Consider the following 24,038-nt stretch of genomic DNA (forward strand, 5'->3'; position numbering starts at 1 on the left):
CCGTGGGTCTGAAAGAGCTGACACCGCAGGAGCGTTCCGATGCTTTGGATAAGGCTGCAAAGGCGCGCGCTGTGCGGGCCGCAGCCAAAGAACGGCTCAAACGCGGTGAAGTAAGCATTGCTGAGCTGATCTCTTCAGGCACCACGGATGAAGCCATTGCGCGCATGCGCGTGGTGGAGTTGCTGGAGGCGCTCCCAGGCATAGGACCTGTACGTGCGGCCGGGATCATGGCGGACATAGGCATCGCCGGATCCCGGCGCATCAGGGGATTGGGAATTCACCAGGCCCGCGCGCTGGTAGATTTTATGGATACCCAGCAAAGCGTTTGACGCATCTCCCCGAAGGAATCCGTGAGCAAGAAACCTGGACTGACTGTCCTCGCAGGCCCAACTGCTGTTGGCAAGGGAACCGTATCCACCTACATCAGGGACAACTATCCAGAGGTCTGGCTTTCCGTCTCCGCCACCACCCGCGCCGCGCGTCCAGGGGAGAAGGATGGGGTTCACTACTTCTTCAAGTCCGCCGAAGAGTTTGACTCGCTGGTAGCCGATGGCGAACTCCTGGAGTGGGCCGTGGTCCACGGCCAGAACCGGTACGGCACGCTCCGGAGTACCGTGAATGCTGCCATTGCGGAGGGAAAATCGGTACTGCTCGAGATCGATCTTCAGGGCGCACGCCAGGTAAAAGCGGCTGTGCCGGATGCCAAGTTCGTCTTCCTGGCACCGCCCAGCTGGGAAGAAATGGTGCGCCGGCTTGTGGGTCGCGGCACCGAAACTGCCGAGGAACAGCAGCGCAGGCTGGAAACCGCTAAACTGGAACTTGCTGCTGAACCGGAGTTTGACCACACCGTCATTAATGACGACGTTCGCCGGGCAGCGGACGAGCTTGTTTCACTCATGGGGCTAACCCCGCACGAGCGCTAAAAGCGCTTGCACTTGTCGGCCCGCTAGAATTTGGAGATTTCGTGTCCACGAACCTTGAAGGCATCATCAACCCGCCGATCGATTCGCTGCTTGAGGCTGCCGATTCCAAGTACGGCCTGGTGATCTTCGGCGCCAAGCGTGCCCGCCAGATCAACGCCTACTACGCCCAGCTGCACGAGGGCCTCTTCGAGTACGTCGGTCCCTTGGTAGACACCAAGCTGAACGAGAAGTCACTGTCGATCGCCCTCCGCGAGATCAACGAAGGCCTCCTGGTTTCCACGCCGATCGAGCCCGCAGAATAAAACAGACTGCCTGTTGACGGAGGTCACGTGCGCATAGTCCTCGGAGTCGGGGGAGGGATCGCAGCCTACAAGGTTGCATCGCTCCTCCGGCTTTTTACTGAAGCCGGCCATCAGGTGACGGTCATCCCAACGGAAGCGGCCACCCGTTTCGTCGGCGTTGCTACGTGGGAGGCGCTCTCCGGAAACCCGGTCAGCAACAGCGTCTTTGACGACGTCGAGAAGGTCAACCATGTCCGTCTGGGCCACGAGGCTGACTTGATCGTCGTCGCACCGGCCACTGCGGACCTCCTGGCAAAGGCAGCCACAGGCCAGGCCGGTGACCTCCTGACCAACACGCTTCTCATGGCTCACGGTCCAGTGCTGTTCGCTCCTGCGATGCACACGGAAATGTGGCAGCATGCTGCAACCCAGGCCAACGTGGAAACCTTGCGGAGTCGTGGCATCACAGTCCTGGAGCCTGCCAGCGGGCGCCTGACCGGTGCCGATTCCGGTCCGGGCCGCCTGCCCGAACCTGAGGCCATTTTCACGGCCGCCGTGGCGTTGGCTGAGGCCACCACGGAGGCGGATTCACCCAAGACTGTGCCGGCAGCACATGCTTCCCTCGCTGGCCGTACGGTGACGATTTCGGCAGGTGGTACCAGGGAAGCATTGGACCCCGTGCGTTTCCTGGGTAACCGTTCGTCAGGCAAGCAGGGTGCGGCCCTGGCCGCGGCAGCGTTGGCTGCCGGTGCCACAGTGCGTTTCCTTGCCGCGCATATGGACGTCGAGCCACCCGCCGGCGTCGAGCTCGTCCGCGTTGAATCAGCCCTGGAGCTGCGTGAGGCAGCGCTGAAAGCGGCGGTGGATTCCGACGTCGTAATTATGGCTGCGGCTGTAGCGGATTTCCGCCCCGCAGAGGTTTCGGACACCAAGATCAAGAAGGTCGACGGCGAGGATGCACCCTTGGTGCGCCTGGTTCGCAACCCGGACATCCTGCATGAACTGGTCGAACGGCGCAACGCCGAGGGTGGCCAGCAGCTGATCGTGGGTTTTGCCGCCGAGACCGGTGATGCCCAAGGCGACGTTCTGGAGCATGCCACGGCGAAACTCAAGCGTAAGGGCTGCGACCTCCTGGTGGTCAACCACGTCGGGGTTGGCCGCGTCTTCGGCCAGGACGATAACTCCGTAGTGATCCTTTCCGGCCATGGCGCAGAACCACAGTCGGCATCCGGCTCCAAGGCTGACGTCGCCGCGGCAGTCGTGGATCGGGTGGGCTCCGAATTGGCCAGGGTTTTTCCAGGCCGGTAACACCCACCGGCGGTAGCCGCCGCCCGCAATTCTTAGCATAGGGACACACGGCAGATGCCGCCGTCCCGCAACACAGTAAGGTGGTCGAGTGACTTTACCGCTGCACCATGAACACCATGGCACCCCGTCCAAGCTCCGGCTCTTCACGTCCGAGTCGGTCACTGAAGGGCACCCGGACAAGATCTGCGACCAAATCAGTGATGCCATCCTGGATGGGCTGCTGGCTGCCGATCCCGAATCCCGGGTGGCTGTCGAGACCATGGCCACCACCGGCCTGGTCCACGTGGCCGGTGAGGTCACCACGGACGCTTACGTCGAGATACCGCAGATTGTCCGCGAGACCATTCTTGGCATTGGCTACGATTCTTCCGCCAACGGTTTCGACGGTGCCCGCTGTGGCGTCTCGGTGTCCATCGGGCAGCAGTCCAACGACATCGCCGGCGGCGTCTTCAACTCCCTTGAGGCACGTGAAGGCCGCCAGGAGGACGACTACGATCTCCAAGGCGCGGGCGATCAAGGCATCATGTTCGGCTACGCCAGCGATGAAACTGCGTCCTACATGCCGACGCCCATCTGGCTTGCACATCGGTTGTCCGAGCGCCTTACTGAGGTCCGTAAGAGCGGCGAACTTGCCTACCTTCGTCCCGATGGCAAGACGCAGGTCACAGTAGGGTACGACGGCGATCGCCCGGTTTCGGTTGAAACGGTAGTGATTTCCAGCCAGCACGCCGAAGACGCGAGCCTGGAGCAACTGCGCGCCGACCTCGCGAGCCACGTCATCGATCCCGTTCTGGCGGCATCCAACCTTGACATCTCCCATGTAGCCAACATCCTGAACCCGGCGGGTGCCTTCGTGATCGGCGGCCCGGTTGGCGATGCCGGTCTCACTGGTCGCAAGATTATTGTCGATACCTATGGCGGGTTCTCGCGGCATGGTGGAGGCGCCTTCTCCGGCAAGGACCCTTCCAAGGTAGATCGGTCGGCTGCCTACGCCATGCGCTGGGTTGCCAAGAACGTGGTAGCTGCAGGTCTGGCCAAGCGCGCCGAGATCCAGATTGCCTACGCTATTGGCCAGGCACGTCCGGTGGGAACCTATGTAGAGACCTTCGGCACGGAAACTGTTGACCCGGCCCGCATCAGCGAGGCCATCAACGAGCTCTTCGATCTCCGTCCCCGCGCCATCATTGATGCCTTGGACCTCAAGCGTCCCATTTACACCAAGACGGCGGCTCACGGCCACTTCGGCCGCGACGAGCCCGACTTCACGTGGGAACGCCTGGACCGTGTGGCGGACCTGAAGGAATTCTTCAACGCCTGATCTTCCGCTTATCCGCCTGTGCCAGCGGCGTGTTTGTAACTTTGTCGGTGGCCCATGATTGGCTGGAGCCAGAGAGATGCCCGCAGTGGGTCAATCCCGCTGCGGGCATCCTGCGTTCACATGTGGAAAGTCCGCGCAACTGAGTTGGAGGTGAAGAGTATGGCCGGACACGAAGCCCAGCCGTCGCTGCTTCAACCTTCTTTGCTGCAAGGATTCCCGGACAAGTCTCCCGTCAGTGGACTCCCGCTGGCGGCAGTGAATCCAGTCGCCCGCGTGGTGCTGGAATCCTCCCTGCCACACCTGGATCGGCCCTTCGATTACAGTGTGCCCGCTGAGCTCGCTGATTCTGCTGTTCCCGGAGTCCGCGTGAAAGTGAAGTTCAACGGCCAGGAGCTTAACGGCTTCGTGCTGGAACGCGTCGATACTTCGGACGCCGGCCACCCGCTGACCCCGCTTCACAAAGTAATCTCCACACTGTCGGTCCTGACGCCCCACATCGCTGAGTTGGCTGGAACGGTAGCTGCGCGCTACGCCGGAACCTTGAGCGATGTCCTGCGTACTGCTGTTCCTCCTCGCGTTGCCAAAGTGGAGAAGGAGCTATTCTCCGGAGACGCAGCGCGGGATTCGGAGCTTCCGTCAAAGGCGCCGGACGCCCATGCCTGGGGTTCCTACTCCAACGGAGCACCGTACCTCCATCACCTGGCCGGCGGCGGATCGCCCAAGGCTGTCCTCACTGCGCTGCAGGGATTCGGCCCCGACGGGTGGCCTTCGCTGGTTGCCTCGGCTGTGGCGGCAGTCCGGGCTTCCGGCCGTGGTGCCGTGGTGGTCGTCCCCGATTACAGGGATCTCGAACAGCTTGAGGCGGCCCTCGCCAAAGTCCTGCCAGCGGGTGACGTCGCACGGCTGACTGCTGACGACGGTCAAACTCCGCGCTACCGGAGCTACCTGCGAATCCTCAGTGGCGAAGCGCGCGTAGCCATCGGCACACGCTCCGCCGCCTATGCGCCGGTCCGGGAGTTGGGACTCGTGGTCTGTTGGGACGACGGTGACGACCTCCACATCGAGCAGCGGGCTCCCTATGCGCACACACGCGAAGTGCTGCTCCTGCGGGCCGAGCAGGAGAACGCAGCCTGCCTGATGGCATCACACAGCCGCAGCACTGAACTCCAGCGCCTGGTTGAAATGCAATGGGCTGTGCCCATCGAGGCGCCGCGAACGGTCATTCGCTCCACTGTTCCGCGCGTCCTGAACACAGCTGACAGCTTTGAACAGGAACGTGATCCCCTGGCCCGGATTGCACGTTTGCCTGGAGCAGCTTGGCGTGCGGCCAAGGAAGGCCTCGAACATGGCCCTGTGCTGGTGCAGGTTGCACGTGCTGGCTACGCGCCCTCTTTGGCTTGCGAGACGTGCCGGGAACTGGCCCGCTGCAACAACTGCCAAGGACCGCTGGCCATCTCCAGCAGTTCCGCCATGCCGCTTTGCCGCTGGTGTTCCACGCCGGCGCCGCAGTGGCGATGCAACCATTGCAACGGCACCCACCTGCGCCGTAGTGCGACAGGAGCTGTGCGAACGGCGGAGGAACTAGGGCGGGCTTTTCCTGGAAAAACGGTTATCACCTCGTCGGGGGAGAACATCAAGGCAACGGTGCCTGATGCTCCGGCATTGGTGGTTGCTACAGTTGGCGCCGAACCCGTGGCTCCCCAAGGGTACGCAGCCGCGTTGCTTCTGGATGGCAATTCATTGCTCCGCCGGGAAAACCTGCGGGCCGGTGAGGACACTGTTCGGCGGTGGTTCAACGCTGCGTCCCTGGTGAGACCCTCCAACCAAGGTGGCTTGGTCATCATCACGGCAGACGACACAACCGCTACCGGAGCCCTGCTGCGCTGGGACGCACCGGGCTACGCGTCGCGTGAACTGGCACTCAGGAAGGAACTCCAGCTTCCCCCGGCAGTGCGGGTAGCTTCAGTGACCGGGCCAAGGGCCGACGTCGCGCGCTTTTCCGATACCTTCGAGGCAAGCGTCAAGCTAAAGTCCGGTACGAAGCTCCGCAGCGCCGGTCCGGCCCCACTTCAGCTGTTCTCCAGTGGTGCCCAAGGCGCCGGACGTGAGGCCGAGGCAGACGTCCGTACTCTGTATTTCATTCCTTACGCAGACGCCGCAGATGCTACTCGTGCCATGCGTGCCGTCAAGGCAGCGAACGCGGCGAAGCGCACAGCCGGACCAGTTCAGCTGCGGCTTGACGGCGTGGACGTCTTGTAGCGTTTGCGAAGTTCTACGACCTCTTCGGCCGCAGCCAGCAACTGCCGGGCGGATTCGTCCCAGTTGAAGTCTCCAGCACGTTCCACGGACCTGCGGGAACGTTCTTGCCACAATCTGTCATCGCCCAACGCCGTGACAGCCGCAGCGAACTCCGAGGGCGACTCCGGGTCAACATAACTGACCGCATCGGCGCCCACTTCCCTGAAAATCGGAATGTCGCTGGCGATAACAGGAGTTCCCAGTGACATCGCCTCCACCAGGGGCAGGCCATATCCCTCGGCCCGGGACAAGCTGATGAGTGCAGTTGCCCTGGTCAAAAGCTCTTCATATTCGGCGTCCGTTACACCGTTATGGAAATGGACCCTTGCGCCGTGGGGGACCATGGCCTCGAGTTCCGCCCGACGCTGGGGCGTAATCCGGCTAAGCAAGTGCAGTGTGTAATCCGGCAGGCCTGCCATTCCCCGAATCATGGTTTCCACATTCTTATAAGGCATGAAAGAACCCATGTACAGCAGGGTCTTATCCGCCCCGGCTGTAGGATCGCGGGGAGTCTGGCCGGGCTGCGGGGCATTGCCAACGATCCGCACGGGGCGCGTGGTCAAGGTGTACTTGGCCATCAAAGCTTCCGTGGTCCTGCTGATGGTGGCCACCACGTCAGCCCGGTTCAGCAGCAGGCGCTGCGGCCAGAACGCCTTGTGGTACAGCCTCCAGAGCAGGCGAACCGGAGCCGGTAGGAAGCCCGGGGGAGCGGGGTGTTCATAATAGATGAGATCGTGCAGCGTAAGGATCAGGCCATACTTCCGCCCCAGGGTTCCCATGGTCTGCATTGGGCACACCACCACATCCGCGCCCAAGGAGTTGACCTTGCCGGCAACGAACAGTTCGCGTGGGGACAGCGGGCTGTTGACCATCACATAGGGCACGTGAGGAAGCAACGCGAGTTGGCGTTTGTCATTGATGAGCATGGTGACATCGGCAATTTTGGATGTTGCTGCAATGAGGCTAGAACCGTAGCGGCTGATGCCATCATGATGGTCCGTCCTGGTGAAGCGGGCGTCGATGACAATTTTCACGCGGGGTGTTCCTCCAGGAAGGTGCGGATAGCTGCGGCCGCCGGGGCCGGCGTCTCGTAATGGATCAAATGCCCGACGTCGGGAATCACTTCCAGGGTGGCCTCTGGAAGGCGCTCCATCAGTTTGTGCTGGTTGGGCAAAGTGGCGATCTCGTCTTTTTCGCCGGCGATCAGCAGCACGGGGAGGTTCAACTCCTCGGCGACATCCCCCACGGTGCCCGATACGGATGCCTTGAAAGACTCGAGCAAGCTCCTTCGATCGGCGAAGGCGCTGAAGTAGGCGTCGTGCTGGCCGTGAATGAAGCGGCGCAGGTCTTTGTCCTTGGTCTTAGCCATGGTGATACTCATGACCCGGACAATGGCGCGGTTGCGCAGGAGGGCAAGTCCAAGGCGCCTTGGAAGCTTGGCGGACACCTGGTAGTAAAACACCGCGAGCTTGGTCATGATCCCCTTGGGACCTTCCAAAGCGGGTGCAGCGATGGGGTTGATCAGGATCAATGGATAAATGGCGCCGGGGTTCCGGGCCGCAAAATGACTCGCGACGATGGAGCCAAACGAGTGGCCCAGCAGCACGGTCTTGGGACCCAGGCCCAGCGCGGCCATGAAGCCGGAGATGAAATGGCCGTAACGCTCAACCGAGTGTTCGTCGTCGCGGAAAGGATCTGAACTGCCAAACGCCGGGAGGTCGGGCATGATAATCCGCATGTCCGGAAGCAGGTCCGCTACACGGAGTAATCCATGGTGGTCACCCCTAAAACCGTGAATGACCAAAATCGTGCGGGTATCCTGCATGGGTTTGACGGGCTCGTATGTCCAATAAGCTACTTTGCTGCCATCGACGTCCACGTCGGAGGCGACGGTACGTCCCGGCAGGGACTTGCTGAAGAACTCAATCGGGGCATCTGCACCTTCAGGGGTGTGCGCGGTGTCCACTTTTTCCATTCGGCCGTTCCTAATTCACGTTGTCCGGGTGCGAGCCCGTGCGGTGGTGGCGTTCAAGCGCGGCCATGCCGTCCATGTCTGCTGCCTCCAGTTCGAAGTCGAAAACAGCAAAGTTCTCTTTGATCCGACCAGCGGAGCTGGCTTTCGGAATCACGAGGTTCCCAAGCTGGAGATGCCACCGGATGATGATCTGGGCGGGGGTCCTGCCGTACTTTTCAGCCAACTCCACGATCGCGGGGTCGGCCAGGACCTGTCCACGGCCCAGTGGACTCCATGCTTCGGTTCGGATCCCGAGTTGTTCGTGCAGTGTCCGCAGCCTGGCCTGCTGAAGCCAAGGGTGCAGCTCGATCTGATTAACGGCTGGGACCACTTCGGCTTTCTGCATGAGTTCTTCCAAGTGGCCGGGCTGGAAATTCGAAACTCCTATGGCCCGCACTTTGCCTTCCCTGTACAGGGTTTCCATGGCTTTATAGGTCTCTACGAACAGGCCTCGGCCGGCACATGGCCAGTGGATGAGGTAAAGGTCCACGTAGTCCAATCCGAGGTTGGCCATGGATGAATCGAAAGCGCGGAGCGTGGAGTCGTAGCCGTGGTCGTCATTCCAGACCTTGGTGGTGACAAAGACGTCTTCACGGGTCAGGGCGTGCACTGATTCTCCCGAACCACCCGTGCCGAGGTTTGCCTCGTTGGCGTCGCCGATTGCACCACCGATCGCACGGCCTACGCCTACCTCATTGCGATACATGGCCGCGGTATCGAACCGCCGATAGCCTTCGCCGAGGGCGGTGCTCACCAAAGCCTCTGCTTCTTTTGGCGGCACCTTATAGAGTCCGGATCCCAAGCGGTCCATCATCACGCCATTGTTCAGGGTCAGCCGGGCCGGGAATCTCATATCAACGACTCTACCCATTCCGCGGCGGAATGCCTCAGGACTGGCCGTTGAAACTCACCAAGCGGCGCGCAGAGGCTTCATCAAGGATGAGGTCCGTGGCAAGTCCGGCTGCCAAGGCGCCCTGCAGGCCGTTGATTTTGGAGGCGCCGGAAACGACGCAAATCCGCCGCCGTACCTGCCGCAATTGTTCGTGGCTTGGCCCGGTGGACCGTTGGTTCAGGGTAATGCCGTCAGATGATCCATCACTGCGGAAGAAGACAGTGGCGACGTCGCCCACTACGTCGTCGGCAGCCAACATGTTGAGGTCTCGTTCGTCGAGGTAGCCGCCAGCGTACACATGGCTTGGATAGTCCGAATCTACGGATCCAACACCGAAAATGGCGATGCTCATCCGGGCCTGCAGATCCAGGATGCGTTGAACGCTGCGCTCATTCCACATTGCTGTCTTGGTAGCTGCGTGATCGAAGAACGCGGGCACCGGAAATTGTTCCACCCGCGCTCCGTAGGCGCTGCCAAAGCGTCGCATGATGTCGCTCGCGTAGGTGATGCCGGTTGTTTGCATGTTCCCGGCGCCGTTGAGTTGGACAACGATGGTGTCGTGCGTGACCTTCCTGGTCAGGTGCCGGCTCACAGCGCTAAGCGTTGCACCCCAGGCAATGCCGATGATGGCATTGGAATCCACCAGGGGTCCTATCGTCCGCGCTGCCTGCATGGCCACGCGGTCCAGCGTTTCCGCCTCGTTCAAGGTGTCCAGCACCGGCACCACGTGGACGTCCACTTTGAATTTGTCGCGAATCTGGCTCTCCAACTCGGGAGCGGTGTCAAATGGGCTGCGGATCTGGACCTGGACCAGGCCTGTTTCCCGGGCGGAAGACAACAACCTGGAGACGGTGGAACGGGAGGTCCTGAGCTCCCGCGCGATTGCGTCCATGGTCAGGTCCTGCAGGTAATACATTTGTGCGGCCCGGAGGGCATCCGAGTGACGTGAGCGTCCCATCTCATTTCCTTACTGCACGTTTGTGCAAATAGCTTGACTCCATTTTCCACCTTCGCCAGATTAGTGGTGAAAGGTGCAGCGAACGTAACGCCGCGCACAAACCAAGCCCAAGGGAGCAGTTTTGGGACACAACAGGATTTCCGGTACCTCCTCTGATGCGCACAGGCGCGAATCTGTAACCGCCTTGCGGGAGCGGCCTTCGGCGAAAGTACTCATTATCGGTGGCGGTATCAACGGCGTAGGAACCTTCCGGGACCTCGCCCTGCAGGGCATTGACGTCGCGCTCGTGGAGCGTGGGGACTACTGCCAAGGCGCCAGCGGTGCATCCTCGCACATGATCCATGGCGGTATTCGATACCTGGAGAACGGTGAGTTCCGCCTTGTCCAGGAATCAGTGGTGGAGCGCAACCGTCTCCTTCGGATCGCCCCGCACTACGTCAAGCCGCTGCAGACCACCATTCCTATCTTCAGCACCTTCTCGGGAATCCTGTCCGCTCCCATGCGCTTCCTCACCCACAAGCAGGGCAAACCGAACGAACGCGGCGCCTTCCTCATCAAGCTCGGCTTGAGCATGTACGATTTCTTCTCCCGTGACGGCGGCAGCGTCCCCCGGCACCAGTTCCGCGGCAAGGACAAGGCTTTGGCGGAGCTACCCAAGCTGCACCCGGGAATCAAATACGCGGCAACCTACTTTGACGCGTCGGTCCACAACCCTGAGCGGCTCACCCTGGACGTGCTTCAGGATGGCGAGAAGGCCGGACGCGGCGGTGGCCTCCCTGACGGGACGGCCCGCGCCAGCAACTACGTCTCACTGGTTTCCATGGGCACCGATGGAGTGCGGCTCCGCGATGAACTGACCGGCAAGGAATTCGATTTCCAGGCCGACGTTATCGTCAACACCACCGGTGCATGGGTAGACCTCACCAACCAGGCCATGGGAGCCGCCAGCCAGTTCATGGGCGGCACCAAGGGCTCGCACATCGTGCTGGACCACCCTGAACTGCTGGCCGCCTGCAACGGCCGGGAGATCTTCTTCGAACACACAGACGGCCGCATCGTCCTTATTTACCCCATGGGGGACCGGGTGTTGGTCGGCACCACGGACGTTGACGCCGACATGTCAGAAGACGCCGTCTGTACAGAATCCGAAATCGACTACTTCTTCAAGCTGATCGGCCACGTCTTTCCGAGCATCACGGTGGATCGTGGCCAGATCGTGTACAGCTTCGCTGGGGTCCGCCCCCTGCCGCGTCACGACGCCACCCAGCCGGGATTCGTCTCAAGGGACTACAGGATCGAACGCAGCGTCCGCTCCGGCGAAGGTGCCCTGACGACGCCAGGCGGTAAGGCCGCCGTCGTACTCAGCTTGGTGGGTGGCAAATGGACCACCTTCCGGGCGCTTGCCGAACACATGACCAACGACGTCCTTCGAGAACTGGGTCAGGAACGGAAAGTTTCGACGGCGAAGCTCGCCATCGGTGGCGGCGCCGGCTTCCCTGCAACGGAACAGGGCGAACAGGAGTGGATCAAGAAGCACATGGGGCCGGGCTTGGACGCAGATCGCGTGGCTGGGCTCCTGACCCGGTATGGAACGAGGGCAGAGGCAGTCATCAATTACCTCAACGCCGGACACGACTCGCCCCTTCGTTCCACCCGGGAACTCAGTGTTCGCGAGTTGGCCTTCATGGCTGAGCACGAGCAGATCGGGCACCTCGTTGATGTACTCATCCGACGGACGTCCTTGGCGTTCCGGGGGCTGGTGACCGGTGAGTTGCTGAATGAAATTGCTGCGGCATTGGCTGAACCGCTTGGTTGGGATGCCGCTGTCCGTGAGGCTGAAATCCGCCACGCCCAGGAAGTCCTGCAGCGGTTCCACAAGGTTGACGTCCACAGTCTCGTAGCCTGAGGACGACTGCACAAAATGCTGACCGTCCCGCTGTTCGACGGGGACGGAAAACGGGGTAGGTGAGCCCCTTGGGGCCCACTACACCGGGGTGGTTGCGGAAAACGGAACCGTCCCAACAGCCTTTTCAACCCGCGAGGAGGCTGACAACAGAAAAATGAGGAGTCAAAGATGTCTCTTGGAATAGTTTTCCTTTCCGAAGTATTCGGAACCATGATGCTGACCCTGTTGGGTTGTGGCGTCGTGGCCAACGTTGCGCTCAAAGGCACCAAGGGCAACAACGGTGGATTCTTGATGGTGACGTGGGGCTGGGGTATTGCGGTCTTCGCGGGCGTTTTCGTGGCCGCAAAGTCCGGTGCGCACCTGAACCCCGCTGTCACCTTGGGCCTGCTTGTGAAGGGAAGCAAGGAGTACGCGCCCGATGTCAGCGTGGACTTCGCGTCCACATTGACGTACTTCGGCGGCGAACTGCTCGGTGCATTCCTGGGCGCCGTTGTTTGCTGGCTCGCTTACAAGCAGCACTTTGATGAGGAGCCGCTGGCAGCCAACAAACTGGGAACGTTCTCCACCGGTCCTGCCATCCGATCAACCCCGTGGAACCTCATCACCGAAATCATTGGCACGTTCGTCCTGGTCTTCGTCATCCTGACTTTTGGCGGCACCCCCTCGGGCCTTGGGCCGTTGGCTGTGGCGCTGCTCGTGGTCGGTATCGGCGTCTCCATCGGTGGACCGACCGGTTACGCCATCAACCCGGCACGTGACCTGGGTCCCCGCATCGCACACGCCATCCTCCCCATCAAGGGGAAGGGCTCCAGCGACTGGGCCTACTCCTGGATCCCGGTCGTCGGGCCCCTTCTTGGCGGTACCCTTGCTGGCCTCGTTTCCCTCTGGGTGCCTGCCATCATGCCCTCAGCCGCTGGCTGATTCCTGGACACGCAGTCCTCAACAGATCACACACACTTATCCACATATCGTTTCAAAACCACTTCAGACAAGGACGTCACCATGAATCAATACGTCATCGCCATCGACCAGGGCACCACCAGCTCCCGAGCCATCGTCTTTGACCACACGGGCAATATTGTGTCAACGGGACAGATGGAACACGAGCAGATCTTCCCGCAGGCAGGCTGGGTTGAGCACAACCCCGCCGAGATCTGGAACAACACCCGCGAGGTCATTGCCTCCGCCCTGTCCAAGGCGAACCTGACACGGCACGACATCGCCGCCGTCGGTATTACCAACCAGCGCGAAACCGCAGTGGTCTGGGACAAGAACACGGGCGAGGCCGTTTACAACGCCATCGTCTGGCAGGACACGCGCACCCAGCCGATTGTGGACGAGCTTGCCAAGGATGGTGGACCTGAACGGTTCAAACAGAAGGTTGGCCTCCCGCTGGCTACCTACTTCTCCGGGACGAAGATCAAATGGATCCTGGACAACGTCGACGGCGCCCGCGAACGCGCCGAAGCCGGTGACCTGTTGTTTGGAAACACCGACGCCTGGGTTCTCTGGAACCTGACTGGTGGAGTCGACGGCGGCGTGCACGTCACCGATGTCACCAACGCGTCCCGCACCCTGTTCATGGACCTTGAGACGCTGCAATGGGACCAGGAAATCCTTGATGTCTTCGGCGTCCCGGCCTCCATGATGCCCGCCATCAAGTCCTCCTCCGAGGTCTACGGGCACGTCCACACCTCCCAGTTGCTCCGGGAAACTCCAGTGGCCGGCATCCTCGGCGATCAGCAGGCAGCAACGTTTGGCCAGGCAGCATTCCAGGCCGGCGAAGCGAAAAACACCTACGGCACCGGCTGCTTCCTGATCTTCAACACGGGCGAAGAGATCGTCCACTCGAAGAACGGTCTGCTCACCACTCTGGGATACAAGCTGGGCGACAACAAGCCGCACTACGCACTTGAAGGCTCCATCGCCGTCACCGGCTCGTTGATCCAGTGGCTTCGTGACAACCTCGGCATGATCAGTTCCGCTCCGGAGGTCGAAGACCTGGCAGCCGCAGTACAGGACAACGGAGGCGTCTACATCGTCCCGGCGTTCTCAGGCTTGTTCGCTCCGTACTGGAGGGCTGACGCGCGCGGCGCCATTGTGGGCCTCACCCGCTTCGCCAACAAGGGCCACATTGCGCGTGCGGCCCTCGAGGCCACGGCGTTCCAGACCCGCGAGGTCCTGGACGCCGTCAACGCGGACTCGGGCGTTCCCCTCACCGAACTGAAGGTCGACGGCGGCATGGTCGCCAACGAGGCACTCATGCAGTTCCAGGCAGACATCCTCGGCGTACCCGTAGTCCGCCCGAAGGTGGTTGAAACCACGGCACTGGGCGCCGCGTACGCCGCTGGCCTGGCTGTTGGATTCTGGAAGGACCTCGGTGAACTCAGTGCCAACTGGGGCGAGGACAAGCGCTGGGAGCCGCAGCTGCCCGCCGAAGAGCAGGAGCGGCAGTTGCGGCTTTGGAAGAAGGCCGTAACCAAATCCATGGATTGGGTCGACGAAGACGTGAAGTAAGGCCAGCGACCTGACGCCTTAGCTGTTATGGGGGCCCCGCCCGCTACGCGGACGCCCGAAGCCGCTCCCGGGCCCCCATAACAGCACGGCGTCAATTAAGCCGGCCTTCTGTAAGCCGGCCGCTGCGCCGCCAACCATGATTTGTCGGCGAGTGGAAGGATGATCGTGCGCTATTGTAGATCTATGCGTGCGATCCTTCTGCTTAGCTAGCCGCCCGGCCATCAACTGCCGAGCGGCCGCCCCTCCATTGTCGAGGGGCTTTTGTGTGTCCGGGGCTTACCTGGGGGCGCAGCAGGAGGCAATACCGCCATCGAAGAACAGAAGAGGGCAGCAGTGAGCGTTCAGCCGGAGACAGAGACCGGAACAGCACAGACAGCCGCAGCTGGAGCGCCTGAAGAAGGCGTCTACAGCTTCGCCGCGATGGAAGCCAAGTGGCCGCAGGTCTGGGAGGACCTCAAGGTGTTCACCCCGCTTGACGACGGTTCGCGGGAGCGTCGCTACGTGCTGGACATGTTTCCCTACCCCTCCGGTGACCTTCATATGGGCCATGCCGAGGCCTTTGCCATGGGCGATGTCGTCGCACGTTACCTGCGCCAGAAGGGCTTCGATGTCCTGCACCCCATCGGCTGGGATTCTTTCGGCCTTCCCGCTGAGAACGCGGCCATCAAGCGCAACGCCCACCCCAGCGAGTGGACCTACGCCAATATCGATACACAGGCAGCTTCATTCAAGCGCTACGCCATTTCGGCTGACTGGTCCCGGCGCCTGCACACGTCCGATCCCGAGTACTACCGTTGGACCCAGTGGCTGTTCAAGCGCTTCTACGAGCGTGGCTTGGCGTACCGCAAGGACTCGCCCGTCAACTGGTGCCCCAAGGACCTCACCGTCCTCGCGAACGAGCAAGTCGTTAACGGTGCCTGCGAACGCTGTGGCACTCCCGTCACCAAGAAGTCGCTGAACCAGTGGTACTTCAAGATCACCGACTACGCCGACCGCCTGCTCGAGGATATGGACCAGTTGCAGGGCCACTGGCCCGAGCGCGTGCTGGCCATGCAGCGGAACTGGATTGGCCGCTCCGAAGGGGCCCATGTCCGCTTTGTCATCGAGGCGACGCAGGACCGTGCCGAGCGCGAAGTCACCGTCTTCACCACCCGTCCGGACACCCTCTACGGCGCGACCTTCTTCGTCGTTGCAGCCGATGCACATTTGGCCCTTGACCTCGTCACACCTGAACATCATGACGAACTCATGGCTTACCGGGAAAAGGTCAAAGCCCTCTCCGAGATAGAGCGCCAGTCCACAGAGCGTGAGAAGACCGGTGTGTTTACCGGACGCTACGCGATCAATCCGCTCAACGGTGAGAAGCTCCCTGTATGGGCAGCCGATTACGTTCTGGCCGACTACGGCACCGGAGCCATCATGGCCGTGCCCGCGCACGACCAGCGTGACCTCGACTTCGCCAAGGCGTTCGGCCTGCCCGTCCGCGCCGTACTGGATACCGGGGACGAAGACCCCGCAGAGACCGGTGTTGCCACCGCGGGCGAAGGAACGCTCAAGAACTCCGGCGACCTGGATGGACTGTCCAAGTCCGAAGGCATCCCTGCTGCCATCGAAATCCTGGAGAAGCTGGGAACCGGCGAAAAGTTCGTGAACTTCCGCCTGCGTGACTGGCTGTTGAGCCGCCAACGTTTCTGGGGTACGCCCATTCCGATCATCCACTGTGCCGAATGTGGTGAAGTGCCCGTCCCGGACGACCAGCTTCCCGTGAAGCTGCCCGAGAACCTCCGTGGTGAGGCGCTGGCGCCGAAGGGAACCTCCCCGCTGGCTGCCGCCGTCGAATGGGTCAACGTGGAGTGCCCCAACTGTGGCCGCGCAGCCCAGCGCGATACCGACACCATGGACACTTTCGTGGATTCGTCGTGGTACTTCCTGCGTTTCGTTTCGCCGGACTACACCGAAGGTCCCTTTGATCCCGAAAAGATCAACAATTGGATGCCTGTCGGCCAATACGTGGGCGGCGTCGAGCATGCGATCCTGCACCTGCTCTATGCCCGCTTCTTCACCAAGGTCATCAAGGACATCGGCCTGATTGAGGCAAGCGAGCCCTTTAGCGCGCTGCTCAACCAGGGCCAGGTCCTCAACGGTGGCAAGGCCATGAGCAAGTCACTGGGCAATGGCGTGGACCTTGGCGAGCAGCTGGACAAGTTCGGTGTGGACGCAGTACGCCTGACCATGGTCTTCGCCTCCCCGCCGGAGGACGACGTCGACTGGGCAGACGTTTCGCCGTCCGGTTCGGCGAAGTTCCTGGCCCGTGCCTGGCGCCTCGGCCAGGACGTTAGCAGCGAGCCCGGCGTCGATCCTGCCACCGGCGACCGCGCCCTGCGAACTGTCACCCACAAGACGATCGCGGATGCGGCTGAACTGCTGGACAACAACAAGTTCAATGTCGTGGTGGCGCGCCTCATGGAGTTGGTCAACGCGACGCGAAAGACCATCGACTCCGGAGCAGGCGGAGCAGACCCCGCCGTGCGTGAGGCCGTCGAGGCCGTTGCAGTGATCCTGAGCCTTTTCGCTCCATACACGGCAGAGGATCTCTGGAACACGCTGGGACATCCTGCCTCAGTGGCCAATGCCGGCTGGCCGAAACACGACGACGCTCTGCTCGTGCAGGACACCGTCACCGCCGTTGTCCAGGTACAGGGGAAGGTCCGCGACCGGTTGGAAGTATCGCCGGATATCCGCGAGGACGAACTCCGCGAACTCGCACTCTCGTCCGAAAATGTTCAGCGCGCCATGGATGGCCGTGGCATCCGCACCGTGATCGTCCGGGCGCCTAAACTGGTGAACATCGTCCCCGCCTAAACGAGGCACTTAACAAGGCATCAGGGACTTTACGGCCGCCGGCATTGTGCCGGCGGCCGGTCACCTTTGTTGGAGGTTGCGTGCCCGAGCGAGAACCACCTGCCTGGATGTGGCTCAAGGAACGGCTGTCCCGCCTGCGGCAGCCCGCGCTCCCGGTTCCGGTCGCCGACGAGGCGCTTCCCGCCGTCGTAAAGACCGCTGTAGTGACAGATTCTGCAGCTGCCCTGCCGGCTGACTGGGTTGCAGCATTTGCTGCGGACGGCCGTCTGGCCGTCGTTCCCATGCCCGTCATGGTGGGAAGCGAGATCTACGGTGAGGGCGAAGACGATATCACCGAGACGTTGGCCGTTGCCTTGGCATCGGGTGCATCAGTGAAGACGTCCCGCCCCTCGCCCGGTCAGTTTGAACAGGCATATCGCGCCGCTCAAAGTCGCGGCTTCGAAGCGGTAGTGTCGATCCATATTTCCTCTGAATTGTCAGGAACCGCCGATGCTGCGCGCTTGGCTGCAGCCCGGGTTGATATCCCTGTGGAGGTGCTCGACTCCCGCACCGTCGGCATGGCACAAGGCATGGGTGTGCAGAGCGCGGTAGTCGCAGCGGCCGCTGGCCAGTCCGCAGCTGAAGTTCGTGCTTTCGCGGAGAAGCGCATGGAGCGAACCAAGGTTTATTTCTACGTTCCCAGCCTTGAGCAGCTGAGGCGCGGGGGACGCATTGGAGCGGCAGCATCGCTGCTGGGGACAGTGCTGGCCATCAAGCCAATACTCGCAGTCGACGGCGGCAGGATCGTTCCGCTGGAAAAGGTCCGTTCCGCTGTCCGCGCCGTTGCCCGGCTCGAGGAGATCGTGGCCGCTGATGTTGCTTCAAGACCTGCTGGTCAGCAACGGTTGGCGGTTCATCATTTTGGTAACCAGTCAGAGGCCGAAGCGTTGGCAGAACGGCTGAGCGATAAATGCCCGGACTGTCCGCCACCGCAGATCAGCGCCCTGCCGGCAGTCCTCGCTGCGCACGCGGGCTTGGGCGTTCTGGCGGTGATCGTGGGGGAGAGCAGTACGCCCGCGTGAGCTTATCCACATAGGCTAAGACCCCCACTGAGTTCCCATCGCGTCGGTCGTAGGCTCGAATCATGCCACGCTGGAATCGGGATGGATCCCCAGACGCCGCAGCGCTGGCAGCCAGGCGACGCTTTGCCTCGGGACTGAACCCTCCAGAGGGTCCCGCTCCCTTGCTTTCCATCCCTCCATTGGACCAGGCCGTTCCGGACGAAGTGACTACCGATCTCCTCCATGGTCAAGAGACGATGACGGTGCGGACTCGGTGGCGAACGTCGTGGAGGGTAGCGGTTGCCGTTTTCGTTGTTGGTGCAGCATGCGCAGCATGGTTCCTTATTCAGGCGACTACTGGCCAGCCCACTATGGAGCCCTTGAGTCAGTCGGTATCGGCTGGAACAGTGCCCGAGGGTGGGGAGCCTGAATCGACTCGATCGGCAACGCCGCCACAAGACATGAAGATGCTGTTGGTCCACGTTGCCGGGGCAGTGCAGAAACCCGGTGTCGTTTCGCTTCCCGAAGGAAGCCGGGTCTTTCAGGCGATCGATGCTGCGGGCGGTGCAACTGCCAGCGCTGACCTAAATGGTCTCAACCTCGCAGAAGTAGTCACAGATGGGGCAAAGATCCATGTTCCTGCCGCGGGGGAGGCGTCAGGGGGAGGGACGTCACCGGAAACCGGACCCGCGAACGGCGCACGTGGGCCAGCGGAAACCAAGGCAAGCCCGGGAACCGGAGGCACAAAGGTCAACATCAACACTGCCTCCGTGGAAGAGCTCGGGACACTGCCAAGGGTGGGTCCGGTGACAGCCCAGCGCATCGTGGACTGGCGCAAAGAGCACGGTGCGTTTGCCTCAGTGGATGAGTTGGATGCCATTGACGGCATCGGGCCCAAGCTTATGGAGTCGCTCCAGGATTTGGTGACGGTGCAGGGTGGCTGAGGATTCAGAGCGCGATCGGTTGCTGAGGCGTCTGGATCTCCGGTTGATTCCTGCTGTGCTTGTCACGTGGGTCGCTGCATTGGCTGGCAGTGTTCTCACAGCTGCGTGGTCGGCGACTGTTGGCGCAGTCCTTGCCGCTGCCGCCAGCGCCCTGCTGTTTCATTCGCGTCTGCGGGCAACCGCGGCTTCACGTGCCAGGACAGTTCCGGCTACTCTCGCCCTGGCCTGCGTACTGGGTGCTGTGGCGGCTGGGCATTGTACTTTGGCTGCCGGAAAGCGGAACCAAGGTCCCCTCGGGGCCGCCGTCGACGCCGACGCCGGTGTGGTCATCCAGGTCCGGGTCACGGGCAGCCCTTCTGCTGTACCGCAGCCCGGGCATTCGGGCGATACCCGATGGTCGGTTCCGGCGAACCTGGTCAGCCTTACCACCGAAGGGAACGTAATTCGCGGTTCTGCCTCTCTTATCGTTATCGGCGACGATGCTTGGCAGGACATACGCCCGGGACAGCGTGTGCGAACAACTGGCACACTCAAGGAAGTTCGGCCCGGACAATCAGAAGCGGCCATTCTCACAGCCTCCACCAAACCGGTTGTGATGGGCTCTGCCTTCGACCTGCAAGACTCGGCCGCCAAGCTGCGCGAGCAGTTACGTGATGCCGCAAGTTGGTTGCCTCCCGATGCTGCGGGGCTGCTGCCAGGTATGGTGACCGGTGATACCAGCGCTCTTCCGGAGAGCCTGGAAGCGGACATGAAAACGACCGGAATGGTCCATTTGACGGCCGTCAGCGGTGCGAATTGCAGTCTAATCCTGGGCGGCTTCATCCTGCTTGCGAGATGCCTCAGACTGGCGCGTCCTCCCGCCGCCACCTTTGCGGGATGTGGCCTTGGTGCCTTCGTAGTCTTGGTGGGACCGGAGCCCAGTGTCCTGCGGGCAGCCGTGATGGGATTTGTCGGGATGGCTGCGTTGACGGGCGGGTTGCGGGGAAGACCGCTAACTTTCCTATGCCTGGCTACCATTGTGCTTCTTTTGCTGGATCCCACGCTTGCCAGCAACTTTGGCTTCCTCCTCTCCGTCCTGGCTACGCTTGGCATCGTGCTGCTTGCCAGCCGTATTGCGTCGTGGTTTCCTGGCACCATTCCCAAATGGTTGGCTGTGGGTCTGTCGGTTCCGCTATCCGCGCAGGTGCTGTGTGGACCGGTCATCGCGGCACTCCAACCGCAGTTTTCGCCGTATGCACTCATTGCAAACGTGATCGCTGGCCCGCTTGTAGCTCCCATAACGATTCTGGGGACTCTTTCCGTGCCGCTCTCCGCGATCCATCCCTTGGCAGCGGCGATTCCGATCGCGCTGGCGGGTGGCTGTGCCAGTGGTGTGGCGGGCATAGCGCGGTTCTTTGCCGGATTACCGGGCGCGGCGCTTCCCTGGGCAGAAGGACCGGCAGGCATTGTTGCCATGTCCATCTCTTCGGTGGTTACCGTACTCGTCGTCTGGACAGCCCTGCATCCTGGCGGCGTGCTTCTGCGGATGAGGGTCCTTCATCACCGGGTGATGGTTGTGTTGGAGCGGCTGGACAACATCGCACGGAGGAAGTAGCGCGCATCATGGTTTTCCTGATGCCGCCGCTTGTGGTCCGCTACTTGATGAGTGCCGCTGCTTGATCCATGAGCGCACCTGCAGCGGCGGCACCCGTTGCATCAGCGTTCTGCCCTGACGCTGTAGCGGTAATCAACACTCCGTCCTTCACGGCGTAAGCGATAAACGTGGACTGCGCCCTGCCATCGGGCAGGCTGATGGCTGTCTTGTACGCCGCGGCGGCAGGCACGGAGCTGACGCCCTCCACCGGCTTCGTTGTCATGGTCATTGATTGCCCCGCCATGGAGAGTGTGATGTTCTCGCAGGCTGCTGCTTGGGACTTGTTGTTCTGGACCGTATTGCGCAGTGCGTCTGCGTCCAAACCAGAGGTCAGGGTTACATCCGTCATCACGCCACCGGCAGTGTCAACTGATGCCCCTCCTGCCGTTGTGGATCCGGCAATGGTCTCCGATGAGCCGAGGGCGCCAAGTGCCTTGCATTCCGCGGGCTCAATGGTCATCAAGGCCAGTAGTTCCTTCATCGGGTTCTCCTGGCTGGACAGTTCCTCGCCGGAGACCGTGGTCAGGCTGGTGCCATCAGCCGCCTTGATCTGCTTGACCAAATCCAGTAGTTCCCCGTTGCTGTACTGTTTCGCCTGTGCTGCCTTCTCACTGGGCCGAGCGGAAGCTGTGTCCGGCGATGTTCCAAGGTCTGAGCATGCACCCAGCGCCATTCCAACGAGTGCTACGACCCCGAGGCCAAGCAGCGATTTCTTGTACATCGGTATCCCCTTACAGGTGCCTGTGGCAGGTTTCTTGCTGCCCGCTAACACACACCTAGTAGGAAGATTGTTCGAATCGTGCCGCAGGCGGAGGAAAGGTCCACAGAGCAGCCAGGTGTTCGATGTTGGTAAGAGTCCGACCCCAACAGCAGTGGCACCGCGGCCGCGAAGGCATGGCAGACTTGAAGTCTGCAAAAAATTCCGCCGGAAGGAACCATCTGTGGCTGCTGCCCCAAACACCCGGGCCAAGAGCGTCGCTGCGAACAACGTCAGCTGGCGGGACGCGACCCCGGCCGCCGTGGTGCTGATCACGGGCCCGGAGGAGTACCTCGGTATTCGGGCCATGGACCGCATCAGATCCCAAGTGCGGACGGCAACTCCGGATGTTGAACTCAGCAGGCTGAACGCTGGCTCCTACGAGGCCGGGTCATTGGCGATGACCGTAACCCCATCTCTGTTCGGCGAGGGAAAGCTCATTGAAGTTGAGGGCCTGGAAGCCATGAATGATGCGTTCCTGGCCGACTCTTTGTCGTACTTGGCCCGTCCCGAACAGGATGTGGTTTTGGTGTTGCGCCATGCCGGTGGTGTTCGCGGGAAGAAGCTGCTTGACGCAGTGAAATCGGCTGGATGGCCTGTGATCGATTGCCAGCCTCTTAAGAAGGACGCGGACAAAACTGCGTTTGTTGTTTCGGAGTTCAAAGCCGGTGGTCGCCGGATTGATGGCGAAGCTGTGCAGGCCCTGGTCAATGCAGTGGGAGCCAATCTGTCCGAGCTCGCGGCCGCTTGCAATCAGTTAATTGCTGACGCGACTACAGCCGTGGATGCAGCAACCGTGGAACGTTACTACGGCGGACGTGTCGAGGCCACTGCGTTCAAGGTGGCCGATGCCGCGATGGCGGGCAACGGGCCAGTGGCTTTGTCCACCTTGCGGCATGCCCTGTCTACTGGGGTTGATCCTGTTCCCTTGGTGGCTGCGCTTGCGGCAAAGCTGCGCACGTTGGCCAAGGTTGCCGGAGCCCAAGGATCGTCGGCTCATATCGCGAAAAGCCTCGGCATGCAGCCTTGGCTCGTCGAGCAGGCCCAGCGGGACGTCCGTCGTTGGACCCCCGAGGGCCTCATTCGCTCCATACAGGTTGTCGCCGAGGCCGACGCCCAAGTCAAAGGCCTGTCCCGCGATCCTGTGTATGCCGTGGAACACGCGGTAACGGTTATCGCTACCTCCGCGCGGCGGGGTTAAATCCAGCGGCGGGGTTAAACCCAAAAGGCCGGCACCCGTGGGCGCCGGCCTTTTGATCAGCTCAGTCGAACTGGAAAAACCTTAGAGTGCGTTGACCTTCTTGGAGATCGCCGACTTGCGGTTTGCAGCGTTGTTCTTGTGAATAACGCCCTTGCTGACAGCCTTGTCCAGCTTCCGGCTGGCAGCAACAAGTGCAGTTGCAGCAGCATCCTTGTCAGCAGACTCAACGGCGTTGGCAACGACGCGGATGGCCGTCTTCAGCTCGGACTTGACGGCGTTGTTACGCAGGCGAGCCTTCTCGTTGGTGAGGATGCGCTTCTTCTGGGACTTGATATTAGCCACGTATGAACTCTCTTTTTAATGCGGAAATGGTCTAGAGGGTTTTCAGGTTGGCCATCGACTGAGCGGCGTGGGGATGCCTATGGCAGCCAACCATGAGTGGCCGTCGACCTGCACGGACACACAGCTATAAAGGATAGCAGAAAGCCGGGCCCAGTGTGGAACGGTGATTAGTTCCAGCCGTGACGATCCCTCAGGGCCTGGGAAACCTCAAGGAACGCTGGCTTGCCGAGGACTGCACCTTCGCGCCGGATCGCCTGGGGGCTCACCCGGATCACGCGGTCAAGCTTGACTTCGCTGGGGCGCCCTTGACGGTCCCATTGCCCCACCCCAACATCAACGTAATCTCCAGCCCGCCTGCCGTTGTCGTGGTCCTTGGATGTCAGCATGAGGCCCAGGAGCCATTCGCCATCCCTGCCAACCAACAGCACCGGGCGGTCCTTGCCCTGCGAGAAGTCCTCTTCAAAGGGAACCCAGGTCCACACAATTTCACCGGGATCCGGCCGGCCATCCGGCTTGGGGGAGTAGTGCAGTTTCGTCACGCCGGTGAAGTCGCCGGGGTAGGCGCCCTGTTGTTGCCCGACGGCGGGTTGCCGGGTTCGCTGCCGAGGGGAACCAGCGGGAGCGTTCTTCCTACCAGTACTGCTGCCGCCGAGCGCCTTGAGGGATCGAAGGATGAGTTTGCCCAGTGGGCGCAAGTCCAAAGCCATGCGGACAACGCTACAGCGACGGTCGTCCAAGCCAAGGTGCCCGACGTTTCAATCGAGTCCTCCCGGAATGTACTGCTCCGTCAGGGAATGTACGGTGAACCGCTGGTTCGTGGGAGACTAGAGGATCAGATGCGCGG

General features: G+C 61.6%; 21 protein-coding genes. 14 read left to right on the forward strand and 7 right to left on the reverse strand.

What is annotated here, in order from left to right:
* Nucleotides 1-2 precede the first annotated feature (2 nt).
* The 6 genes from mihF to AB4Z15_RS14010 all read left to right on the forward strand — a co-directional run bounded on the left by mihF (nucleotide 3) and on the right by AB4Z15_RS14010 (nucleotide 6,089).
* A complete protein-coding gene (gene mihF, locus AB4Z15_RS13985) occupies nucleotides 3-329 on the forward strand; it encodes an integration host factor, actinobacterial type (RefSeq protein WP_223933000.1) in 327 nt (108 codons plus the stop codon).
* A gap of 21 nt (nucleotides 330-350) precedes the next feature.
* Nucleotides 351-923 (forward strand): guanylate kinase, encoded by a 573-nt coding sequence (gmk, locus tag AB4Z15_RS13990; protein ID WP_442017748.1) that lies wholly within the window; start codon nucleotides 351-353, stop codon nucleotides 921-923.
* A gap of 41 nt (nucleotides 924-964) precedes the next feature.
* Nucleotides 965-1,225 (forward strand): DNA-directed RNA polymerase subunit omega, encoded by a 261-nt coding sequence (rpoZ, locus tag AB4Z15_RS13995; protein WP_017197559.1) that lies wholly within the window; start codon nucleotides 965-967, stop codon nucleotides 1,223-1,225.
* A 27-nt stretch (nucleotides 1,226-1,252) separates the two neighbouring features.
* Nucleotides 1,253-2,512 carry a bifunctional phosphopantothenoylcysteine decarboxylase/phosphopantothenate--cysteine ligase CoaBC gene (coaBC, locus tag AB4Z15_RS14000; protein WP_442017749.1) on the forward strand — a complete coding sequence of 420 codons (1,260 nt, stop codon included), beginning with the start codon at nucleotides 1,253-1,255 and terminating at the stop codon, nucleotides 2,510-2,512.
* An 88-nt stretch (nucleotides 2,513-2,600) separates the two neighbouring features.
* Complete coding sequence (metK, locus tag AB4Z15_RS14005; protein WP_224090531.1) at nucleotides 2,601-3,830, forward strand: methionine adenosyltransferase; 1,230 nt, start codon at nucleotides 2,601-2,603, stop codon at nucleotides 3,828-3,830.
* Between the two features lie 159 nt (nucleotides 3,831-3,989).
* Nucleotides 3,990-6,089 carry a primosomal protein N' gene (locus AB4Z15_RS14010; protein WP_442017750.1) on the forward strand — a complete coding sequence of 700 codons (2,100 nt, stop codon included), beginning with the start codon at nucleotides 3,990-3,992 and terminating at the stop codon, nucleotides 6,087-6,089.
* On the opposite strand, the gene AB4Z15_RS14015 is transcribed toward AB4Z15_RS14010, so the two are convergent.
* The 4 genes from AB4Z15_RS14015 to AB4Z15_RS14030 are packed head-to-tail and all read right to left on the reverse strand — an operon-like array spanning nucleotide 6,056 to nucleotide 9,992.
* A complete protein-coding gene (locus AB4Z15_RS14015) occupies nucleotides 6,056-7,162 on the reverse strand; it encodes a glycosyltransferase family 4 protein (RefSeq protein ID WP_442017751.1) in 1,107 nt (368 codons plus the stop codon). The two genes, AB4Z15_RS14010 and AB4Z15_RS14015, sit on opposite strands and share 34 nt — an antisense overlap.
* Nucleotides 7,159-8,103, reverse strand: a complete 945-nt coding sequence (locus tag AB4Z15_RS14020; protein ID WP_442017752.1) for an alpha/beta fold hydrolase — start codon at nucleotides 8,101-8,103, stop codon at nucleotides 7,159-7,161. Before AB4Z15_RS14020 ends, AB4Z15_RS14015 begins: the two co-directional genes overlap by 4 nt.
* A gap of 10 nt (nucleotides 8,104-8,113) precedes the next feature.
* Complete coding sequence (locus AB4Z15_RS14025; RefSeq protein ID WP_442017753.1) at nucleotides 8,114-8,995, reverse strand: aldo/keto reductase; 882 nt, start codon at nucleotides 8,993-8,995, stop codon at nucleotides 8,114-8,116.
* Between the two features lie 34 nt (nucleotides 8,996-9,029).
* Nucleotides 9,030-9,992 carry a sugar-binding transcriptional regulator gene (locus AB4Z15_RS14030; protein ID WP_442017754.1) on the reverse strand — a complete coding sequence of 321 codons (963 nt, stop codon included), beginning with the start codon at nucleotides 9,990-9,992 and terminating at the stop codon, nucleotides 9,030-9,032.
* A 184-nt stretch (nucleotides 9,993-10,176) separates the two neighbouring features.
* On the opposite strand from AB4Z15_RS14030, the gene AB4Z15_RS14035 reads away from it, so the two are divergent.
* The 7 genes from AB4Z15_RS14035 (at nucleotide 10,177) to AB4Z15_RS14065 (ending at nucleotide 20,855) form a co-directional block, all read left to right on the forward strand.
* A complete protein-coding gene (locus AB4Z15_RS14035) occupies nucleotides 10,177-11,898 on the forward strand; it encodes a glycerol-3-phosphate dehydrogenase/oxidase (protein ID WP_442017868.1) in 1,722 nt (573 codons plus the stop codon).
* A 168-nt stretch (nucleotides 11,899-12,066) separates the two neighbouring features.
* A complete protein-coding gene (locus AB4Z15_RS14040; protein ID WP_442017755.1) occupies nucleotides 12,067-12,819 on the forward strand; it encodes an MIP/aquaporin family protein in 753 nt (250 codons plus the stop codon).
* Nucleotides 12,820-12,900: 81 nt separating this feature from the next.
* Complete coding sequence (gene glpK, locus AB4Z15_RS14045; protein ID WP_442017756.1) at nucleotides 12,901-14,415, forward strand: glycerol kinase GlpK; 1,515 nt, start codon at nucleotides 12,901-12,903, stop codon at nucleotides 14,413-14,415.
* A gap of 333 nt (nucleotides 14,416-14,748) precedes the next feature.
* Nucleotides 14,749-17,277 carry a leucine--tRNA ligase gene (gene leuS / locus AB4Z15_RS14050; protein ID WP_442017757.1) on the forward strand — a complete coding sequence of 843 codons (2,529 nt, stop codon included), beginning with the start codon at nucleotides 14,749-14,751 and terminating at the stop codon, nucleotides 17,275-17,277.
* A gap of 80 nt (nucleotides 17,278-17,357) precedes the next feature.
* Nucleotides 17,358-18,338: a DegV family protein gene (locus tag AB4Z15_RS14055; RefSeq protein WP_442017758.1), complete on the forward strand. Its 981-nt coding sequence runs from the start codon at nucleotides 17,358-17,360 to the stop codon at nucleotides 18,336-18,338.
* 62 nt (nucleotides 18,339-18,400) lie between these two features.
* Nucleotides 18,401-19,261, forward strand: a complete 861-nt coding sequence (locus AB4Z15_RS14060; protein ID WP_442017759.1) for a helix-hairpin-helix domain-containing protein — start codon at nucleotides 18,401-18,403, stop codon at nucleotides 19,259-19,261.
* A complete protein-coding gene (locus tag AB4Z15_RS14065; RefSeq protein ID WP_442017760.1) occupies nucleotides 19,254-20,855 on the forward strand; it encodes a ComEC/Rec2 family competence protein in 1,602 nt (533 codons plus the stop codon). The genes AB4Z15_RS14060 and AB4Z15_RS14065 overlap by 8 nt, the downstream gene beginning before the upstream one ends.
* 40 nt (nucleotides 20,856-20,895) lie before the next feature.
* Here AB4Z15_RS14065 and AB4Z15_RS14070 read toward each other — a convergent pair whose 3' ends face one another.
* A complete protein-coding gene (locus AB4Z15_RS14070) occupies nucleotides 20,896-21,615 on the reverse strand; it encodes a hypothetical protein (RefSeq protein WP_442017761.1) in 720 nt (239 codons plus the stop codon).
* Between the two features lie 220 nt (nucleotides 21,616-21,835).
* Between AB4Z15_RS14070 and holA the strand changes: the two genes are divergently transcribed.
* A complete protein-coding gene (holA, locus tag AB4Z15_RS14075) occupies nucleotides 21,836-22,852 on the forward strand; it encodes a DNA polymerase III subunit delta (protein ID WP_442017762.1) in 1,017 nt (338 codons plus the stop codon).
* 81 nt (nucleotides 22,853-22,933) lie between these two features.
* On the opposite strand, the gene rpsT is transcribed toward holA, so the two are convergent.
* Both rpsT and AB4Z15_RS14085 read right to left on the reverse strand, forming a co-directional pair.
* Nucleotides 22,934-23,194, reverse strand: coding sequence for a 30S ribosomal protein S20 (gene rpsT, locus AB4Z15_RS14080; RefSeq protein ID WP_442005677.1), 261 nt, complete (start codon nucleotides 23,192-23,194; stop codon nucleotides 22,934-22,936).
* 167 nt (nucleotides 23,195-23,361) lie between these two features.
* Nucleotides 23,362-23,901 carry a type II toxin-antitoxin system PemK/MazF family toxin gene (locus tag AB4Z15_RS14085; RefSeq protein WP_442017763.1) on the reverse strand — a complete coding sequence of 180 codons (540 nt, stop codon included), beginning with the start codon at nucleotides 23,899-23,901 and terminating at the stop codon, nucleotides 23,362-23,364.
* Nucleotides 23,902-24,038 lie beyond the last annotated feature (137 nt).

This window comes from Paenarthrobacter sp. 2TAF44 (assembly GCF_052114885.1).
Classification (GTDB): domain Bacteria; phylum Actinomycetota; class Actinomycetes; order Actinomycetales; family Micrococcaceae; genus Arthrobacter.

Excerpts from the sequence above, each read along its gene's own strand:
- AB4Z15_RS14070 (WP_442017761.1), bottom strand. The coding sequence starts at position 21,615 with ATGTACAAGAAATCGCTGCTTGGCCTCGGGGTCGTAGCACTCGTTGGA.
- glpK (WP_442017756.1), top strand. The coding sequence starts at position 12,901 with ATGAATCAATACGTCATCGCCATCGACCAGGGCACCACCAGCTCCCGA.
- AB4Z15_RS14010 (WP_442017750.1), top strand. The coding sequence starts at position 3,990 with ATGGCCGGACACGAAGCCCAGCCGTCGCTGCTTCAACCTTCTTTGCTG.
- AB4Z15_RS14040 (WP_442017755.1), top strand. The coding sequence starts at position 12,067 with ATGTCTCTTGGAATAGTTTTCCTTTCCGAAGTATTCGGAACCATGATG.
- AB4Z15_RS14060 (WP_442017759.1), top strand. The coding sequence starts at position 18,401 with ATGCCACGCTGGAATCGGGATGGATCCCCAGACGCCGCAGCGCTGGCA.
- AB4Z15_RS14025 (WP_442017753.1), bottom strand. The coding sequence starts at position 8,995 with ATGAGATTCCCGGCCCGGCTGACCCTGAACAATGGCGTGATGATGGAC.
- AB4Z15_RS14030 (WP_442017754.1), bottom strand. The coding sequence starts at position 9,992 with ATGGGACGCTCACGTCACTCGGATGCCCTCCGGGCCGCACAAATGTAT.
- AB4Z15_RS14085 (WP_442017763.1), bottom strand. The coding sequence starts at position 23,901 with ATGGCTTTGGACTTGCGCCCACTGGGCAAACTCATCCTTCGATCCCTC.
- AB4Z15_RS14020 (WP_442017752.1), bottom strand. The coding sequence starts at position 8,103 with ATGGAAAAAGTGGACACCGCGCACACCCCTGAAGGTGCAGATGCCCCG.